General features: G+C 56.6%; 16 protein-coding genes. 7 read left to right on the plus strand and 9 right to left on the minus strand.

From position 1 onward, the window contains the following. Nucleotides 1-106 precede the first annotated feature (106 nt). Both purN and purM read right to left on the minus strand, forming a co-directional pair. On the minus strand, nt 107-748 hold the full coding sequence (gene purN, locus M8370_RS08290; protein ID WP_250020756.1) for a phosphoribosylglycinamide formyltransferase: 642 nt from the start codon (nt 746-748) through the stop codon (nt 107-109). Further along, a complete protein-coding gene (gene purM / locus M8370_RS08295; protein ID WP_250020757.1) occupies nt 745-1,782 on the minus strand; it encodes a phosphoribosylformylglycinamidine cyclo-ligase in 1,038 nt (345 codons plus the stop codon). Before purM ends, purN begins: the two co-directional genes overlap by 4 nt. A 247-nt stretch (nt 1,783-2,029) precedes the next feature. On the opposite strand from purM, the gene bglK reads away from it, so the two are divergent. From bglK to M8370_RS08320, 5 genes are all read left to right on the plus strand, one after another. Next, a complete protein-coding gene (gene bglK / locus M8370_RS08300; RefSeq protein WP_040022951.1) occupies nt 2,030-2,923 on the plus strand; it encodes a beta-glucoside kinase BglK in 894 nt (297 codons plus the stop codon). 10 nt (nt 2,924-2,933) lie between these two features. Beyond that, on the plus strand, nt 2,934-4,364 hold the full coding sequence (locus M8370_RS08305; RefSeq protein WP_013098239.1) for a 6-phospho-beta-glucosidase: 1,431 nt from the start codon (nt 2,934-2,936) through the stop codon (nt 4,362-4,364). A 227-nt stretch (nt 4,365-4,591) separates the two neighbouring features. Continuing rightward, nucleotides 4,592-5,218, plus strand: coding sequence for a uracil phosphoribosyltransferase (gene upp / locus M8370_RS08310; protein WP_003860560.1), 627 nt, complete (start codon nt 4,592-4,594; stop codon nt 5,216-5,218). A gap of 86 nt (nt 5,219-5,304) precedes the next feature. Further along, nucleotides 5,305-6,594 carry a uracil permease gene (gene uraA / locus M8370_RS08315; protein ID WP_013098238.1) on the plus strand — a complete coding sequence of 430 codons (1,290 nt, stop codon included), beginning with the start codon at nt 5,305-5,307 and terminating at the stop codon, nt 6,592-6,594. Nucleotides 6,595-6,689: 95 nt separating this feature from the next. Continuing rightward, nucleotides 6,690-7,391 (plus strand): DnaA inactivator Hda, encoded by a 702-nt coding sequence (locus tag M8370_RS08320; protein ID WP_211944493.1) that lies wholly within the window; start codon nt 6,690-6,692, stop codon nt 7,389-7,391. A 77-nt stretch (nt 7,392-7,468) separates the two neighbouring features. Here M8370_RS08320 and M8370_RS08325 read toward each other — a convergent pair whose 3' ends face one another. The 3 genes from M8370_RS08325 to celB are packed head-to-tail and all read right to left on the minus strand — an operon-like array spanning nt 7,469 to nt 11,169. After that, a complete protein-coding gene (locus M8370_RS08325; RefSeq protein WP_250020772.1) occupies nt 7,469-8,890 on the minus strand; it encodes a leucyl aminopeptidase family protein in 1,422 nt (473 codons plus the stop codon). Nucleotides 8,891-8,892: 2 nt separating this feature from the next. Then, nucleotides 8,893-9,846 (minus strand): glycosylasparaginase, encoded by a 954-nt coding sequence (locus M8370_RS08330; RefSeq protein ID WP_250020758.1) that lies wholly within the window; start codon nt 9,844-9,846, stop codon nt 8,893-8,895. A 3-nt stretch (nt 9,847-9,849) separates the two neighbouring features. Further along, entirely contained in the window at nt 9,850-11,169 is a 1,320-nt protein-coding gene (gene celB, locus M8370_RS08335) for a PTS cellobiose transporter subunit IIC (protein WP_020689980.1), read from the minus strand. A 147-nt stretch (nt 11,170-11,316) separates the two neighbouring features. Here celB and M8370_RS08340 point away from each other — a divergent pair, with 147 nt between their 5' ends. Beyond that, nucleotides 11,317-12,141 (plus strand): XRE family transcriptional regulator, encoded by an 825-nt coding sequence (locus M8370_RS08340; RefSeq protein ID WP_219249513.1) that lies wholly within the window; start codon nt 11,317-11,319, stop codon nt 12,139-12,141. Here M8370_RS08340 and arsC read toward each other — a convergent pair. Both arsC and bepA read right to left on the minus strand, forming a co-directional pair. Next, a complete protein-coding gene (gene arsC, locus M8370_RS08345) occupies nt 12,138-12,494 on the minus strand; it encodes an arsenate reductase (glutaredoxin) (protein ID WP_013098232.1) in 357 nt (118 codons plus the stop codon). The two genes, M8370_RS08340 and arsC, sit on opposite strands and share 4 nt — an antisense overlap. Nucleotides 12,495-12,507: 13 nt before the next feature. Then, complete coding sequence (bepA, locus tag M8370_RS08350; RefSeq protein WP_013098231.1) at nt 12,508-13,971, minus strand: beta-barrel assembly-enhancing protease; 1,464 nt, start codon at nt 13,969-13,971, stop codon at nt 12,508-12,510. 221 nt (nt 13,972-14,192) lie between these two features. Here bepA and M8370_RS08355 point away from each other — a divergent pair, with 221 nt between their 5' ends. After that, nucleotides 14,193-15,257 (plus strand): AI-2E family transporter, encoded by a 1,065-nt coding sequence (locus M8370_RS08355; RefSeq protein WP_013098230.1) that lies wholly within the window; start codon nt 14,193-14,195, stop codon nt 15,255-15,257. 129 nt (nt 15,258-15,386) lie between these two features. Here the strand turns inward: M8370_RS08355 and bcp are convergent, their stop codons facing one another. After that, nucleotides 15,387-15,857, minus strand: coding sequence for a thioredoxin-dependent thiol peroxidase (gene bcp, locus M8370_RS08360; protein WP_013098229.1), 471 nt, complete (start codon nt 15,855-15,857; stop codon nt 15,387-15,389). After that, complete coding sequence (locus tag M8370_RS08365; RefSeq protein WP_250020759.1) at nt 15,857-16,426, minus strand: glycine cleavage system transcriptional repressor; 570 nt, start codon at nt 16,424-16,426, stop codon at nt 15,857-15,859. Before M8370_RS08365 ends, bcp begins: the two co-directional genes overlap by 1 nt. Nucleotides 16,427-16,506 lie beyond the last annotated feature (80 nt).

Consider the following 16,506-nt stretch of genomic DNA (forward strand, 5'->3'; position numbering starts at 1 on the left):
TGACAGTTATTTTTTTGTTGGAGATTTTAGAAGGTTGGAGAAGGGAATATCGGGTAATGCGCTTTGTTGGTCGGGTACGCGCTGCTGCACCACCCGACAGAACAGACTACTCTTCGGCCGCGTAACCCTGCGGGGGCAGTTTCACGCCATCCAGCCAGGCAGCACCGTCGCGCATCGCCAGACGCCCGTCGACAAACCAGCTGACCACCAGTGGATAAATGGCATGTTCCTGGCTCTGCACCCGTTCGGTGATGTCGTCTTCGGTGTCGCCGTCAAAGACCGGGACTTTCGCCTGCAGGATCACCGGTCCGCCGTCCAGCTCATCGGTCACGAAATGCACCGAGGTCCCGTGCTCTTCATCGCCGTTTTCCAGCACCTGACGATGGGTGTGCAGGCCGGGATATTTCGGCAGAAGCGAAGGGTGGATATTCAGCAGACGCCCGGCGTAGTGCCCGACAAACGCCGGGCTCAGGATGCGCATATACCCCGCCAGCACCACAACGTCCGGCGCGTAGGCATCAATCTCCTGAACCAGTTCGCGGTCAAACGCTTCACGGCCGGCGAACTGACTGGCCTCCAGCGCGTGCGCGGGAATGTTTGCTTCCCGGGCGCGCTCAAGGCCGAACGCGTCGGCCTTGTTGCTGAATACTGCCCGAATGGTGCCATTGATTTTCTTCTGTTTGCAGGCGTCAATGATGGCCTGCAAATTGCTTCCGTTGCCGGAAATGAGCACCACGATTTTTTTCATTCAATGACCACACGCTGTTCGGAATCGGAAGCTTTGATAATACCGATTTTCCACGCGTTTTCACCTTTGTCCGTCAGCAGCTTAACGGCTTTATCCGCTTCGCTCGCTGGCAGGGCGATCACCATACCTACGCCACAGTTAAAGGTGCGGTACATTTCGTGAGAACTCACGTTGCCCGCGGTTTGCAGCCAGTTAAAGACCGCTGGCCACTGCCAGGACGATTCGTCGATTACCGCCTGGGTGTTGTCCGGCAGTACGCGCGGAATGTTTTCCCAGAAGCCGCCACCGGTCAGGTGGGCAATGGCGTGAACGTCCACGTTCTCAATCAGCTCCAGCACGTTTTTCACGTAGATGCGGGTCGGTGCCAGCAGATGGTCAGCCAGAGGTTTACCTTCAAGTTCGATGGTTTGTGGGTCGCAACCGCTTACTTCGAGGATTTTACGCACCAGCGAGTAGCCGTTAGAGTGCGGGCCGCTGGAGGCCAGCGCAATCAGCACATCACCATCAGCCACTTTACTGCCGTCGATAATTTCTGATTTTTCTACCACACCCACGCAGAAGCCTGCGACGTCATAATCTTCGCCGTGATACATGCCAGGCATTTCTGCGGTTTCACCGCCAACCAGCGCGCAGCCAGACTGCAGACAGCCTTCGGCAATACCGTTGATCACGCTGGCTGCGGTATCCACATCCAGTTTGCCTGTCGCGTAGTAGTCGAGGAAGAACAGCGGCTCAGCGCCTTGTACCACCAGGTCGTTTACACACATCGCGACCAGATCGATACCGATCGTGTCGTGACGTTTTAAATCCATCGCCAGGCGCAGTTTTGTGCCTACACCGTCAGTACCCGAGACCAGAACAGGTTCACGATATTTTTGCGGCAGCGCGCACAGTGCGCCGAAGCCACCCAGACCACCCATCACTTCCGGGCGGCGGGTTTTTTTCACCACACCTTTGATTCGGTCAACCAGCGCATTACCTGCGTCAATATCAACACCGGCATCTTTGTAGCTGAGAGAAGTTTTGTTGGTCACGGCTCAAGTCCCCACGCGATTGCATAGCTAGTAAGAAAAATCGGCGCAATTCTAACAGTCCAGGCAAACGTTTGCGAGCCTATTCTCGGCGCGAGGATCTTTTTTTCTGCTCCGCCCCCGGCGGCGCGCAAACTTGACTCCGTTCACGAAAATGAAACCGGTTTCGGCGATCTGCTTGCATGCGGTTTAGGGAATGAACATCATGAAATGAAACCGGTTTCAGTTTCATTTAGGAGGAATGAAGGCCATGAACATCGCCGCATTTGATATCGGTGGCACCGCGTTAAAAATGGGCATTGCGACAGCGCAGGGAGAGCTACTGCAAACGGATAAGGCCGCCATCAGGAACAGCGACGGTGACGCCATTCTTGCGCAGATGCTGAACTGGGTAACGGCCCATCCCGGGCTTAAGGGGATCGCCATCAGCGCGCCGGGGTATGTTAATCCGCATACCGGCTTTATTGAGATGGGCGGGGCCATTCGGCGCTTCGACCAGTTCGCAATGAAAGGCTGGCTTGAGGCGCATACGGGTTTACCGGTCACCGTCGAGAATGACGCTAACTGCGTGCTGCTGGCGGAGCGCTGGCAGGGCAAGGCGAAGGATATCGATAACTTTCTGGTACTGACCATCGGCACCGGGATCGGCGGGGCGATTTTCTGCAACGGCAGGCTGGTTCACGGGGCGCGTTTTCGCGCCGGAGAGTTCGGCTACATGCTCACGGAAAGGGCAGACTCAAGACGTGTTGCCCGCCACTCCATGAATGAAAACTGTACGTTACGCACGCTTCGCAAGCGCTATGCCGACTTTCACGGTCTGACGCTTGAGAGCGTCACCGGCGAGGCCATTTTTGATGGCTATGACGCAGGCGACACCGTATGCCGCCGCCTGGTGGATGATTTTCTTAACGGCATTGCGACAGGGCTCTACAACCTGGCGAATGTGTTCGACCCGCAGACCATCTTCATTGGCGGCGGTATCGCGGAGCGGCCCGGGTTTATGGATCTGCTTCGCACCCATCTTGCGTGGTTTGGCATCGCAGATATCGCCGATGTCGTCAGCCACGGCAACCGGGCCGGTCTTGTCGGCGCGGTTTACCACTTCAGACAGCAGTATCCGTCAGCAATCAGCAACATCGAATGAGGGAAAGAGTATGTCAGGATTTAAAGAAGGTTTTCTGTGGGGCGGCGCGGTGGCCGCGCACCAGCTGGAAGGTGGCTGGAAAGAGGGCGGTAAAGGCGTAAGCGTCGCCGATGTTATGACCGCTGGCGCCCACGGCGTGCCGCGTGAAATCACCGACGGCGTGCTGCCAGGAAAAAACTACCCGAACCACGAAGCCATCGATTTTTACCATCGCTATAAAGAAGACATCAAACTCTTTGCGGAGATGGGGTTCAAATGCTTCCGTACCTCCATTGCCTGGACGCGTATTTTCCCGAAAGGGGATGAGCTGGAGCCGAACGAAGCGGGCCTTCAATTCTACGATGACCTTTTCGATGAGTGCCTCAAATACGGCATCGAACCGGTTATCACCCTGTCGCATTTTGAGATGCCGTATCATCTGGTCACCGAGTACGGCGGCTGGCGCAACCGTAAGTTGATCGACTTTTTTGTCCGCTTCGCAAAAGCGGTTTTCCAGCGCTATCAGCATAAGGTGAAGTACTGGATGACCTTTAACGAGATCAACAACCAGGCTAACTTCCACGAAGATTTTGCGCCGTTTACCAACTCCGGGCTGAAGTATGCGCCGGGTGAAGACCGTGAGCCGGTGATGTTCCAGGCCGCGCACTATGAACTGGTGGCCAGCGCGCTGGCGGTAAAAGCCGGGCGCGAGATTAATCCTTCCCTGCAGATCGGCTGCATGATTGCCATGTGCCCCATTTATCCGCTGACTTGTGCGCCTGACGATATCATGATGGCGATGAACGCAATGCATCGTCGCTACTGGTTCACCGACGTTCACGTGCGTGGCAAGTATCCGCAGCATCTGCTTAACTACTTTGCGCGTCGTGGTTTCACGCTGGACATTACCGAAGAAGACAAAGCGGCGCTGACGCAGGGCTGCGTGGATTACATCGGCTTTAGCTATTACATGTCCTTTGCCACCAAAGCGACGGCGGACAACCCGGAACTGGATTACGATGAAAGCAAGAGCCTGGTCTCCAACCCGTACGTGCAGAAATCTGACTGGGGTTGGCAGATTGACCCGGTTGGCCTGCGCTACTCCCTGAACTGGTTCTGGGATCACTACCAGCTGCCGCTGTTCATCGTTGAGAACGGCTTCGGCGCGATTGACGTGCAGGAGAGCGACGGCACGGTGAACGACCAGTACCGCATTGATTATCTCTCGGCGCACATCCGCGAGATGAAAAAAGCGGTGGTGGAAGATGGCGTGGATCTGATGGGCTACACCCCGTGGGGTTGTATCGATCTCGTTTCTGCCGGCACCGGCGAGATGAAGAAACGCTACGGGTTTATCTTTGTTGATAAAGACAATGAAGGGAACGGCACGCTGAACCGCAGCAAGAAAAAGTCGTTTGACTGGTATAAGCAGGTGATTGCGAGCAACGGCGATAACCTGTAATTGTCGGGTGGCGCTTACGCTTACCCGACCTACACTACACGTAGGCCCGCGTAAGCGCAGCGCCACCGGGCAGAACCCCGCACCCAAGCCGGAGTCTCGCCTCCGGTTTTTTTGTCTCTAAATCACTTTGCTTGATATACGTCAAGCAAGATGGGTATGGCCTAATCCGAAAAAAGCGGTATAATCCCGCGATTTTTTTGCGGACGCCACCTCAGAGGAGAAAGAGAATGAAGATTGTGGAAGTGAAACACCCACTCGTTAAACACAAGTTGGGCCTGATGCGTGAGCATGACATCAGCACGAAGCGTTTTCGCGAACTGGCATCTGAAGTCGGCAGCCTGCTGACCTACGAAGCGACCTCTGACCTCGAAACGGAAAAAGTGACCATCGAAGGCTGGAACGGCCCGGTGCAGGTTGAGCAGATCAAAGGTAAGAAAATTACCGTGGTGCCAATCCTGCGTGCTGGTCTTGGCATGATGGAAGGCGTGCTGGAGCACGTACCGAGCGCGCGTATCAGCGTGGTGGGGATCTACCGTAATGAAGAAACCCTGGAGCCGGTTCCGTACTTCCAGAAGCTGGTGTCTAACATCGACGAGCGTATGGCGCTGGTGGTTGACCCGATGCTGGCGACCGGCGGCTCAATGATTGCCACCATCGACCTGCTGAAAAAAGCAGGCTGCAGCAGCATCAAAGTGCTGGTGCTGGTTGCGGCACCGGAAGGGATCGCGGCGCTGGAAAAAGCACACCCGGATGTGGAGCTGTACACCGCGTCTGTCGACCAGGGGCTCAACGAGCACGGGTACATCATCCCGGGGCTGGGCGATGCCGGCGATAAGATCTTTGGTACGAAATAATCGAATAACGATAAATAAGCCGACTTTGAAAGTCGGCTTTTTTTTGAATAAAACACACATAACTAACCATCTCAGAGGAAAACACTATGACGCGCCGTGCTATCGGGGTGAGTGAAAGACCGCCGCTTTTACAGACTATCCCGCTTAGTTTGCAGCACCTGTTCGCTATGTTTGGCGCAACCGTGCTGGTGCCAATCCTGTTTCACATTAACCCGGCTACCGTGCTGTTGTTCAATGGTATCGGGACGCTGCTGTACCTCTTTATCTGTAAAGGCAAAATCCCGGCGTATCTGGGGTCGAGCTTTGCCTTTATCTCGCCGGTGTTGCTGCTGCTGCCCCTGGGGTATGAAGTGGCGCTGGGCGGCTTTATCATGTGCGGCGTGCTGTTCTGCCTTGTCTCTTTCATTGTGAAGAAGGCCGGTACCGGCTGGCTGGACGTGATGTTCCCACCGGCGGCGATGGGGGCCATCGTTGCCGTTATCGGTCTGGAGCTGGCAGGCGTGGCGGCGAATATGGCTGGCCTGCTGCCTGCTGATGGGCAGTCGCCGGACTCTAAAACCATCATCATCTCACTGGTGACGCTGGGCGTGACGGTATTTGGCTCCGTGCTGTTCCGCGGTTTTATGGCGATTATCCCGATCCTGATCGGCGTGCTGGCGGGTTATGCACTCTCCTTCGTGATGGGTGTTGTCGATACCACGCCAATTGCTCAGGCGCACTGGTTTGCCCTGCCAACCTTCTATACGCCACGCTTTGAATGGTTTGCTATCTTCACTATTCTGCCTGCCGCGCTGGTGGTTATTGCTGAACACGTTGGCCACCTTGTGGTGACGGCGAACATCGTTAAACGTGACCTGATCCGCGACCCGGGTCTGCACCGTTCGATGTTTGCAAACGGCTTCTCGACGATCATCTCCGGTTTCTTTGGTTCCACGCCAAACACCACCTACGGTGAGAATATTGGCGTCATGGCGATCACTCGCGTTTACAGTACCTGGGTTATCGGCGGTGCGGCAATCATCGCAATCCTGCTCTCCTGCGTGGGTAAACTGGCGGCAGCGATCCAGATCATCCCGGTTCCGGTGATGGGCGGCGTGTCTCTGCTGCTGTACGGCGTAATTGGCGCATCTGGTATTCGCGTGCTGATTGAGTCCAAAGTGGACTACAGCAAAGCGCAGAACCTGATCCTGACTTCCGTTATCCTGATCATCGGCGTGAGCGGCGCGAAGGTACACATCGGCGCGGCCGAGCTGAAAGGCATGGCGCTGGCGACCATCGTTGGTGTGGGCCTGAGCCTGATTTTCAAGCTGATTTCCGTGATCCGCCCTGAAGAGGTGGTGCTGGACGCTGACGAAAGCGAAAAAGCGTCACACTGATCGTAAAACCGGGTGGACGATCCGCCCGGTTCTCTCCTGGCAGGTTCCGTGCTAAACTCCGTTCCGATTTTATGTAAGATCTGGTTGAGGTACTTCTGAACGGACCGGCACAGCTCTCTCTGCCACTCTATCTCCCTGACGACGAAACTTTCGCGAGTTTCTGGCCGGGTGATAACCCCTCTTTACTGGCTGCACTGCAGAACGTGCTGCGCCAGGATCACAGCGGATACATCTATATCTGGTCACGCGAAGGCGCGGGACGCAGTCATCTGTTGCATGCCGCCTGTGCTGAGCTTTCAGCGCGGGGGGATGCGGTAGGCTATGTACCGCTGGATAAACGTACCTGGTTTGTGCCTGACGTGCTGGAGGGAATGGAACATCTCTCCCTGGTCTGCATCGATAATATCGAATGCGTGGCGGGGGATGAGCCGTGGGAAATGGCGATCTTTAACCTCTATAACCGTATCCTGGAGTCGGGCAAAACCCGGCTGCTGATCACCGGCGATCGTCCGCCGCGCCAGCTGAATCTGGGGCTGCCGGATCTGGCCTCCCGACTCGACTGGGGGCAAATCTACAAACTGCAACCGCTGTCAGATGAAGACAAACTCCAGGCGCTTCAGCTGCGCGCCAGACTGCGCGGATTTGAACTGCCGGAAGACGTAGGGCGCTTCCTGCTCAAGCGTCTGGACAGGGAAATGCGCACGCTGTTTGATACGCTCGATCAGCTCGATCGCGCCTCCATTACCGCCCAGCGCAAGCTCACCATTCCGTTTGTGAAAGATATTCTGAAGCTTTGAGTTTTTGTGCCCGGTGGCGCTGCGCTTACCGGGCCTACGGGATCGAGTAGGCCGGGTAAGGCGCAGCCGCTACCCGGCTAGAGGTCTCCCATCAGGTGCTCAACCAGCAGCGGAATCGGCCTCCCTGAGGCCACGCTTCTGCCACCCTCACGCCACAGCGCCGTACCGCTAATATCCAGATGCGCCCACGGGATTGTCGGCGGGCAGAAGTGATGCAGCAGCCACGCCGCCGAGGCACTGATCGCCGCATTGTTGGGCGGCGTATTGCACAGATCGGCGATGGCGCTGTCGGTCTGCTTTTTCAGCCGCGCATCCAGTGGCAGGGACCACACTTCATCTCCGCTCTGTTTTCCTGCCTGCGTCAGCGCCTGGCGCAGTGGCTCGTCCTGGGTCATCAACCCGCTCAGCTCATATCCCAGCGCTTTGACCACCGCACCCGTCAGCGTTGCCATATCGATAATGTAGCGCGCCTGCGGATGGCGCTGGCTGGCCCAGGCGATAGCGTCTGCCAGCACCAGTCGGCCTTCGGCATCGGTATTGTTGATTTCAACCGTGGTGCCGTTGCAGGCTCTGGCTACCGTGCCAGGCTGCATGGCGTCCGGGCCGATGGCGTTTTCTGCCAGCGCCAGCACGCCCATGAGGCGCACGGGGAGCGCCAGCTCTGCAACGGTCAGCATCAGCCCCAGCACGTTCGCTGCCCCGCACATGTCATATTTCATGGTGTACATGCCCGCGCCATCCTTGAGCCACAGGCCGCCGGTATCAAAGGTAATGCCTTTACCAACATAGCAGCGCACCGGGCCGTCAGAAACACCGTCATAGTGAATAGCCAGCAGTCGTGGCGGGCAGGAGGCGCCTTTGCCAACGGCGTGAAGCAGCCCCAGACCCTGCTCAACGATCTGCTTTTCATCCAGCACTTCACAGTGCAGGGCAGGGAAGGCCGCGCACAATGTTTGCGCCTCCTGCACCATAAACTGCGGCGTGCAGTGGTCGGAGGGGATATCGGCCAGACGGCGTGCGGCGACCATTCCACGGCTAATGGCGAGCTGCTGGCGGAAGATAACGTCCAGCCGCGCCTGCTGTTCTGGCAGGCAGAGGGCGGTAACGTGCTCAACGCGCAAAGTGACATCGTCCGCTTTCTTCAGCTGCAGATCGCTAAGCCTGTGCGATTGATTAAAAAGAAAACGCAGGACCTGTTGCAGCACAACGTCATCCATGCGGGTGACATCCAGGACCACGTCAGTGCTGACGGGCGTGGCTAGCAGCGGACGGAGTGCCGCAAGCAATCCTTCGGTAAGGCTATCCTGCCAGAGAGCATCTGGCACCAGCGTGATGCGCGCAAAAGGCGCACAGCCAAAACGGGTGTCGGCAACGGCATCTTGCCCGCGCATTTCCGTAATCAGTGGCGTGTCCGGCAACAGCGTAGACGAGCTGCGGGCGATGAGGTGGCCGTGTGGCTTTACGTCAGAAAGGGCGGTTATCAGCTGATACGTCATCATCATTACTCCTCAATCGGTGCGCGGATCCGTGCGGCATAGGCCTGCATCCATTCATCATCCACCGCCTGATAGTGCGTTTTTTCCCGCAGGCGTTCGGCGCGAAACACGGTCAGCGGCTGGCGTGCCGTCGTCACCACAAAGGAGAACGTTTTAATGTTGGTGGCGGCGCCAAATTCACCTTTGTTATTCATGCATACCACGGAGAGATCCCCCGCGCGGCCAAAGCGCGACATCAGCCTGTCTTCCAGCTCGAACACCACGGAATCTGCCGCCTGCTGTGGAGACATCCCCTGCGCCATGCGGCGAACAATTTCGTAGCTGGTGCAGCCTTTCATCAGATCTTCGCCCACGCCCGTGGCGGTGGCGGCGCCGGTTTCACTGTCGCAGTAGAAGCCGGAGCCGATGATCGGCGAATCGCCAAGTCGGCCGCGCTTTTTCATAAACAGGCCGCTGGTGGAGGTCGCCACGCTCATGGATCCCTGTTTGTCGAGACCGATAATCCCGACCGTGTCATGGCCATCGTAGGGGCTTAAGCCTTTATCCAGCGTCTCCCGGCAGCGCTTGCGGTAGTGCTGCATGGCCCGGTCGGTGAGCATCGTTTTGTCGGCAAAACCCTGGCTCAATGCCCACTCGCGTGCGCCCTGGCCGACCAGCAGGCTATTATAGCGCTGGCGGCTTAACGCCTGCGCCACGCGTACCGGATTGGCGATATCCACCAGATTTCCCACGGCGCCAAACGCCAGTGTGTCGCCGTCCATGTAGGCGGCGTCCAGTTCCACCTCGCCATTTTCGGTTGGTAGCCCGCCGTAGCCGACCGATTTATAGAACGGGAAGTCCTCGACGGCGGCAACGGCATCCACGACCGCGGCAGCCACCGGTTTTCCTGCTGCCAGCGCAGAGGCCGACTCGGTGACGCCTTCAAGCGCCATTCGCCAGGTGGCGATAATTCCCCACATGCTTTACTCCTGTTTTGCAAGGGTGGTGTCGGTTTGCGTCACGGCGGCAATCTCCGCGGCGCGGTACTGTTTATCCACGATACGCATGAATGGCAGATACAGCATGGCGCCAATCAGCAGGTTGATAAGCTGCATGATGCTGCCGCTGAGATGCCCGGTGACGATAAAACCGCTGATAACAGGCGGCAGCGTCCAGGGGATAAACACCCCGGTGGTGACGGCGACCGCACCAATTTTCATTGCTACGTACTGCACGGTGACCAGCACCAGCGGCACCAGATTGAACGGAATGAGCATGATCGGGTTCATGATCACCGGCAGGCCGAACAGAATCGGCTCGTTGATGTTAAACACCGAGGCCCCCGCGCCCAGACGTGCCACTTCGCGCATGTTTTTACTGCGGGCGAAAATCAGCATCGCAATCACCAGCGACAGCGTGGCCCCTGCGCCGCCCATCCAGATCATGTCAAAAAACTGTTCGGTGATAATGTGCGGTGGGGTGGCGCCGGCCTGAATGGCGGCGATGTTATCGGTCTGGTTCTCCATCCACAGCGGGCGAATAATGCCGTTGATCATCGAACCGGAGTTAATGCCCACTGACCACAGAATGGTGATGCTGAAGACCGTCATCAGCGCGCCAAAATAGGAAGTGCCGTAGTGGCGAACCGGGGTTGCCACTACCTCGTAAATAAACTGATGGATGGTGTTGTAATGGGTGTTTTCAAAGCCGATGCGGATCATCAGCACCAGGATCATCACCAAGAGGGCAGGGATCAGCGCCGCGAACGACTCCTGCACCGCTGGCGGCACGCCATCCGGCATTCTGATAACCAGTTTTTTGCGCTTCAGCCAGCAGAACAGCTCCGTCCAAAGCAGAGAGCCAATCATCGCCACGAATAGCCCTTTACTGCCAATCCACTCTACCGGCATGACGGTGATGCCACCCTGTTCCGCCACTTTGATAAAAGGGGTCAGGATCAGAAAGGCGACCAGCGCCAGAATGCCGCAGGAGATACGGTCTTCGCCATAGTGTTCAGCCAGGCGATAGGCGACCAGGAAGCTAATAAACAGCGACATGGTCGAGAACACCGCGTTGAACGGGATTTCGATAATCGCGCTCCAGCTTTCCCCAAACGCCTGAGACATAAACTGCTGATAGGTTTGATTGGGAAAGGAGGAGATCACCAGCAGGATAGAGCCGACGATGATAAACGGCATGAATGAAACGTAGGCACCGCGAATGGCACCAAGATGACGCTGCTGGGCCGTTTTGGCCGCCAGCGGCATCAGTTTTGCTTCAAGAAATCCCAGAACATTGTTCATTGTGAACTCCGTACAAGATTGAGAGGTGTTGTTTATGTTATCTCTGAGGATTATCAGTGAAGCGCGGCGTGCGAAAGGTGAAATCGGTCACAAAGCAATCGCTGGTGTATTATAAATCTCATAAGATTAGTTCTGGAGTTTGTTGCGATGGAAATCAAACTGCACGCCAATGCGACCACGACGCCACGCATCCGCCGCTATCTCCAACAGTCGGATAAGAGCGACAGAGAGCTGGCTGTAGAGCTGGGCATTTCGGTCACTACCGTCAGACGCTGGCGCAATCGCGACCAGGTGTCGGATAACCATACGACGCCAAAAGTGATACACAAAGCGATGAGACAAGAGCAGGTTGCGCTGGTGAATGCCCTGCGTGACATCCTGGGTGCGCCGTTGGATGACCTGCTGCTTATGGTCAACGACGTCCTGGGGATCGCTGTTTCCCGCGCCACCCTGAACCGCTATCTCAAACCGGCCGCTGCAAAGCAAAAAGGGGCCCCCTTGCAGGGGAAAAAGGCGCTGAAAGCGGGTATTACGCCCCATACGCTGGAACTGCACCATTTGCCTTTGTCGCTGCATATGGACGACGGCGGGGAGCAGCATCTGCTTTGGGCGCGAGAGCCGGTGAGCGGCTGGTGCTATGCCCGGCTTTATGCGGGGCTGTCGCCTCAACGACTGAATACCTGGACGCAGGAGGTGCTGGCGGCGTGTCCGGCTGCTATACAATCTGTTGAGACTTTTGGTTTTGAGGCGACGCTGGCTGTTAACGACATTGCGGTGAAGGCACATCAACGTACCTGCAGTGCACTTCAGGTGATGGTGCCCTTACGCGATATTATTCCGCGGGTGAATGTGGAACCGGCGGGGGTGCTATTGATGACCTTGTGCGAGTTTTACAACCGGGGTAAAGCGCAGAAAAAGCTGGGGGAAAGTACGCCGCAGGCCTTTCTGGAAGGGCTGCGGCGCGAGGCTTAAAGAATGTCGAGCACATCTTCCGGCGGACGCCCGATGCGCGCCTTGCCGTTTGCCACCACAATCGGGCGTTCAATGAGCTTCGGGTTGTCAACCATCGCCTGCACGAGCTCAGCTTCAGTGAGACGCGGGTCGTCCAGGTTAAGTGACTTATAGAGATCCTCTTTCTGGCGCATCAACTCACGTGCACTGCCCATGCCCAGCATATGAAGGAGCTGGCGGATCGTCTGCGCGTCTGGTGGTGTCTCCAGATACAGCACCACCTCAGGCTCTACGCCGTTGGATTTCAGCAGGCTGAGGGTGTCGCGGCTCTTGGAGCAGCGAGGGTTATGGTAGATTTTTACCGCGTCAGTCATATTTTCTTCCTTTTTACATCTTTTCGTACGGCTTGAAGCGCTGCTGTAGCGCGCGCAGCTGATCGATACGCGCATCGTAACGGGCCTGTTGCAGGCTGCCAAGTTTGACCTGCGAACTGGCGCTGCTGAGCATCGAAATGGCCTGATCCAGACGCCCCACCAGGGCAAACCCTTCGGCACGTGCCGCCAGCTCCTGATCGCGGTTGCCCAGCTGGGCTTCTGCCTGAGCGAGCAGATCCCAGCCGTTTTGATCGTCTTTATTGTCGAAGGTGTAGCGGTTCAGAATGGTGGCCGCTTCACCCGGCTGGCCGCCCTGCAGATAAGCGTTCGCCAGGTTAAGCTGCAGCACCGGGTTGGTCCGCACCTCTTTGGCACCTTTCAGGCGGTTAATCGCATCGGCAGGTCTCTTCTGCCCCAGATCGATATCCGTGGAGAGGTCGAGATACCACGGGTTATTCGGGTCGGCGGCCAGCAACGGTTGCAGCGTTTTTCGCGCTTCGTCGTATTTGCTGGCTTCCATCGCCTGCAGGGCACGACCGTATTGCGCCGCGTTCTTCTCGCGCACGTTGCCTTTTGCCAGGGCATCCAGCAGGTCGCTGGTGAGCTGGTTGCGCCCGGAATTGTACATGCCCAGCGTTCTCACTTTCGCCATGTAGAAATCCTGTGAGGATTGCACCACCACCGGACGCATCTGATTGGCACGGTTACGCGCATCGGACAGACGGCTTTCCGGTAACGGGTGGGTGAGCAGAATTTCGGGTGGACGTGACGAGTAGCGTGCCTGATCGAGCAGTTTTTCCAGGAAGCTGGGCATGGCCTGTGGGTCAAAGCCCGAGCGCTGCAACACCTGGATGCCAATGCGGTCCGCTTCCTGTTCGTTTTGCTGGGTGAAACTGATCATCCCCTGGCGCGTGCCTGCCAGCGTGCCGGTTAATGCGGCCATCCCGGCCTGCGGGCTGGCCATCGCCAGCAAAATAGAGCCCAGCGCACCCACCCAGGTCAGGGGCGCGTTGCGTTTCTGGTCTTCCATCGCACGGGCCAGATGGCGCTGGGTCACGTGGGAAATTTCGTGCGCCATGACCGACGCCAGCTGGCTTTCGTTATCGGAGTAACGGAATAACGCCGAATGCAGCACCACGTTACCGCCAAAAAAGGCGAAGGCGTTGATTTCGTCGTTATTGATTAAATAGAAGTGGAAGGGGGTTTTTACCGAGTTGGCGTGCGCGACCAGGCGCATCCCCAGACCATTAATGTACTGCACCAGCAATGGGTCATTGATCAGCGGAGCACTGCCGCGCAGCTGGCGAACATAGTAATCACCCATCTGCATCTCCTGACCAATGGAGAGCGTGCTTCCTGCTGTGGTGCCCATGTCCGGCAATGAATCGGACGAATCAGCGAAAGCTGGCAACACCTGACCGACCGTTACGGCGGCAATCAGTGTCGCAACCACTGTTTTTTTCAACTGCCTGAACATAACCACTGTCCTGTATTTTGGATGTGCTAATTTGACCGATGAACCCGCATATCGTTCATCTCCACTGCCCTGCGAGTGTAGCCGTGTTGTGGCATGAAGAAAATCCCATTCATCAGGCTTTTGCGGATTGTGACAGCGATACAAAAAGCGAAAGTCTTTTTTGTGACAGTTAGATACAATTCACCTTCTGACTCCCGTCATTCGATTCAGGGAAGGGTTGTATGCTCGAAATGTTAATGCAGTGGTACCGGCGCCGGTTTAGCGACCCGGAAGCCATTGCTTTGCTGGTTATTCTGGTTGCCGGGTTCGGTATTCTGTTCTTCTTCAGCGGCCTTCTGGCACCACTGCTGGTGGCCATTGTGCTGGCCTATCTGCTGGAGTGGCCAACCGCGCGGCTGGAGAATATCGGCTGCTCCCGACGCTGGGCGACCAGCATCGTGCTGGTGCTGTTTGTTGGCATTCTGCTGTTGATGGCGTTTGTGGTCATGCCCGTCGCCTGGCAGCAGGGGATCAACCTGATCCGCGATATGCCCGGCATGTTAAATAAGCTTTCCGATTTTGCCGCCACGCTGCCGCGTCGTTATCCGGCGCTGATGGACGCGGGGATCATCGATGCGATGGCCGAAAACATGCGCGCCCGCATCATGACCATGGGCGATTCGGTGGTGAAATACTCCCTGGCGTCGCTGGTTGGGCTCCTTACGCTCGCCGTCTACCTGGTGCTGGTACCGTTGATGGTGTTCTTCCTGGTGAAGGACAAAGATCAGATGCTCAACGCCGTGCGGCGTATTCTGCCGCGTAATCGCGGGCTGGCCGGGCAGGTGTGGGAAGAGATGAACCAGCAGATCACCAACTACATTCGCGGCAAGGTGCTGGAGATGATTGTGGTTGGGGTCGCGACGTGGATTGGCTTCCTGATCTTCGGGCTTAACTACTCGCTGCTGCTGGCGGTGCTGGTGGGGCTGTCGGTCCTTATTCCGTATATTGGCGCATTTGTGGTCACCATTCCTGTTGTTGGGGTCGCGCTGTTCCAGTTTGGCCTGGGCACCGAGTTCTGGAGTTGCTTCGCGGTGTACCTGATTATTCAGGCCCTGGATGGCAACCTGCTGGTGCCAGTGCTGTTCTCAGAAGCAGTGAATCTGCATCCGCTGGTGATTATCTTATCGGTGGTGATTTTCGGCGGGCTGTGGGGATTCTGGGGCGTGTTCTTTGCTATTCCGCTGGCGACGCTGATTAAAGCCGTCGTCCATGCATGGCCGGATGTGCCAGCGGTGGAAGAGAAGTAGTTTTTGTGCGGCCTGATGCCCTTCTCTCACGGGGGGAGAGGGGGAAAACACTAAAAACGGCAACCAGGTTGCCGTTTTGCATTTATCTTGTAGGTCGGGTAAGGCGAAGCCGCCACCCGACACTCACTTTCAGGCACTTTGTTTCAGCCAGTTCAGCACCACGTCGTGGTGGTTGCTGGTTTTGAAGTCGTCAAAGACATGTTCCACTTTACCGTCAGCGTCAATCAGGAAGCTGATGCGGTGAATGCCGTCATAGGTTTTGCCCATAAACGTCTTCTCGCCCCAGACGCCGAACTGCTCACAGACCTGATGATCTTCGTCGGAAAGCAGCGTGAAGTTCAGCAGCTCTTTTTCAGCAAATCGTGACAGCTTTTCTGGCTTATCGGTGCTGATGCCCAGCACTTCCACGCCGGCTTTTTTCAACTCGTCCATGTTGTCGCGTAAGCCGCAGGCCTGCACGGTGCAGCCCGGGGTCATGGCTTTCGGGTAGAAATAGACCAGAACACGCTGTCCCTGGAAGTCGGTCAAATTTACTTGCTCACCATCCTGATCCGGTAAGCTAAATTTCGGTGCGATGTCACCGGCTTTCAGTGGGTTCATTACTCAACTCCATCCTGTTCATGCTGCGAATAATTTACGACGCTTATACTGCCTTGCGCGTGTAATTCTGTACAGAGGGCTTTGAACGCTTGCTCGATATTTGACGCATCCTGTGATGCAGGACAGTGGGCGGTGATTTGAATAAAGAGGGTAGGAACGGCACTCTCATCAGCCGGTTGTGTGCGGGAAACCAGCTCGGCAATGTTCATCTGATGGCTGTCAAACAGCGCGGTAAAACGCTCGATCAGATGAGGGGAATCAGGAACTTCAACCTGTACCCAGACGGTGGCAGGCATGGCCGGACGCGGACGCGCATTGGTGCGTTTCATCACGATCAGCAAATCCAGCTCCGCGCCTTTCAGCGGCAGGGTAGATTCGATAAGCGTGATGGCGTTCCATGTCCCGGACAGCAGCATAATAAACGTGAACTCTTCGCCCAGCATCGCCAGACGGCTGTCCTCGATATTACAGCCGCAGCTGCTAACGTGGCGGGTAATGGTATTCACGATACCCGGCCTGTCAGCACCCAGCGCAGTGATAACCAGGTAATGTTGTGATGAGGTTGTCAAACCTGTTCTTCCTTTGCTTGGTTAAGTCTTCCTAAGGAAAGCATAAAAAAAACATGCATACAACCGCCTGAGGGCCTCAG

It is taken from the genome of Enterobacter cloacae complex sp. OE43NF (genome assembly GCF_023544405.1).
GTDB classification, from domain to species: Bacteria; Pseudomonadota; Gammaproteobacteria; order Enterobacterales; family Enterobacteriaceae; genus Enterobacter; species Enterobacter cloacae.

Coding starts and splice junctions, on each gene's coding strand:
- M8370_RS08355 (WP_013098230.1), top strand. CDS start 14,193: ATGCTCGAAATGTTAATGCAGTGGTACCGGCGCCGGTTTAGCGACCCG.
- bglK (WP_040022951.1), top strand. CDS start 2,030: ATGAACATCGCCGCATTTGATATCGGTGGCACCGCGTTAAAAATGGGC.
- bcp (WP_013098229.1), bottom strand. CDS start 15,857: ATGAACCCACTGAAAGCCGGTGACATCGCACCGAAATTTAGCTTACCG.
- arsC (WP_013098232.1), bottom strand. CDS start 12,494: ATGACTGACGCGGTAAAAATCTACCATAACCCTCGCTGCTCCAAGAGC.
- celB (WP_020689980.1), bottom strand. CDS start 11,169: ATGAACAATGTTCTGGGATTTCTTGAAGCAAAACTGATGCCGCTGGCG.
- bepA (WP_013098231.1), bottom strand. CDS start 13,971: ATGTTCAGGCAGTTGAAAAAAACAGTGGTTGCGACACTGATTGCCGCC.
- upp (WP_003860560.1), top strand. CDS start 4,592: ATGAAGATTGTGGAAGTGAAACACCCACTCGTTAAACACAAGTTGGGC.
- purN (WP_250020756.1), bottom strand. CDS start 748: ATGAAAAAAATCGTGGTGCTCATTTCCGGCAACGGAAGCAATTTGCAG.
- M8370_RS08325 (WP_250020772.1), bottom strand. CDS start 8,890: ATGATGACGTATCAGCTGATAACCGCCCTTTCTGACGTAAAGCCACAC.
- uraA (WP_013098238.1), top strand. CDS start 5,305: ATGACGCGCCGTGCTATCGGGGTGAGTGAAAGACCGCCGCTTTTACAG.
- M8370_RS08330 (WP_250020758.1), bottom strand. CDS start 9,846: ATGTGGGGAATTATCGCCACCTGGCGAATGGCGCTTGAAGGCGTCACC.
- M8370_RS08305 (WP_013098239.1), top strand. CDS start 2,934: ATGTCAGGATTTAAAGAAGGTTTTCTGTGGGGCGGCGCGGTGGCCGCG.
- M8370_RS08340 (WP_219249513.1), top strand. CDS start 11,317: ATGGAAATCAAACTGCACGCCAATGCGACCACGACGCCACGCATCCGC.